The organism is Mesorhizobium sp. M0633 (assembly GCF_040320645.1).
Taxonomy (GTDB): domain Bacteria; phylum Pseudomonadota; class Alphaproteobacteria; order Rhizobiales; family Rhizobiaceae; genus Mesorhizobium.
In genome coordinates, this window is record NZ_JAMYQC010000115.1 from 1 (window position 1) to 998 (window position 998).

The 998-nt window shown below is 63.2% G+C and carries 1 pseudogene; it reads right to left on the bottom strand.

Going from position 1 to position 998, the window contains the following annotated elements:
• Positions 1 to 877 (bottom strand): annotated as a pseudogene (locus NKI47_RS34905) (IS5 family transposase); the annotation flags it as partial.
• Positions 878 to 998: the final 121 nt, after the last annotated feature.

The window sequence follows — 998 nt, forward strand, 5'->3', positions numbered from 1 at the left end:
CGTGGCGCGTGGTGCGGCGATCGATCGCCGAACGACGGCCGTTCGTGTTCTGCGCTACGTGGGGTGTCACCTTCATCGAGCGCAACTCGTTGACGAAGTCCTCTGCGTCATAGGCCTTGTCGGCACCGAGCGTGATCGCCCGCGGCCGGTCGGCACGAGGTTCGATCATGTGCAGGGCCGCCACCCGCTCGGCATGTCCGTCGGCCAGCGTCAGACAGGCTTCCACCAGCAGGCCGTGGCGGTTCTCCATCAACCCATGTCGCATGAAGCACAACCTGGCCTCCTTGCCCCGCCCTTTGCGGTAGAGCCTGGCGTCGAGGTCGGTAGTCGAGGTGTGCGTCTCGTTCGATCGCCTCTCGCCGTGGAAGTCCGCTTCCGCATTGCGTCCGCCGCCGTCTGCCGGCGGTTCGCCATGACCGCCGCTTGGGCCGCCCTTTGGCTTGACGCTCTTCATCGAAGCCTAGGCCTCGATCAGCGTGCCGTCGACCGAGAAGTGATCCGTGGACAGGAGCTTCTTGACTTTGGGTTGCGCCAGCACGGCCGCCAGGAACTTCGCCGCGATATCGCCCTCCAGCAGCCGGTCACGGTTTTTGGAGAACACCGAATGGTCCCAGGCTGCGTCGTCGACGCCGATGCCGACGAACCAGCGGAACAGGAGGTCGTATTCCAACCGTTCCATCAAAAGCCGCTCCGAGCGGATCGAATAGAACGCCTGCAAAAGCATCGCTCGCAGCAGCTTCTCCGGCGGGATAGATGGCCGTCCGATCGGCGAATATAGCGCCGCGAACTCACGCTCCAGCCTCGACAGGGCTTCAGTCACGATCGTCCTGATCGCCCGCAATGGATGATTGCGCCGAACCCGGACCTCAAGGTCCACATAGCTGAAAAGTTCGCCAGTTCGATCGTCGCCGCCGCGAACTCGTCACCTCCGAATCCCTTCGGAGCCAGTGAATCATTGCTGCGGTCCGGTGGCGAGGGCCTTTTTCAACAGCCTGCTA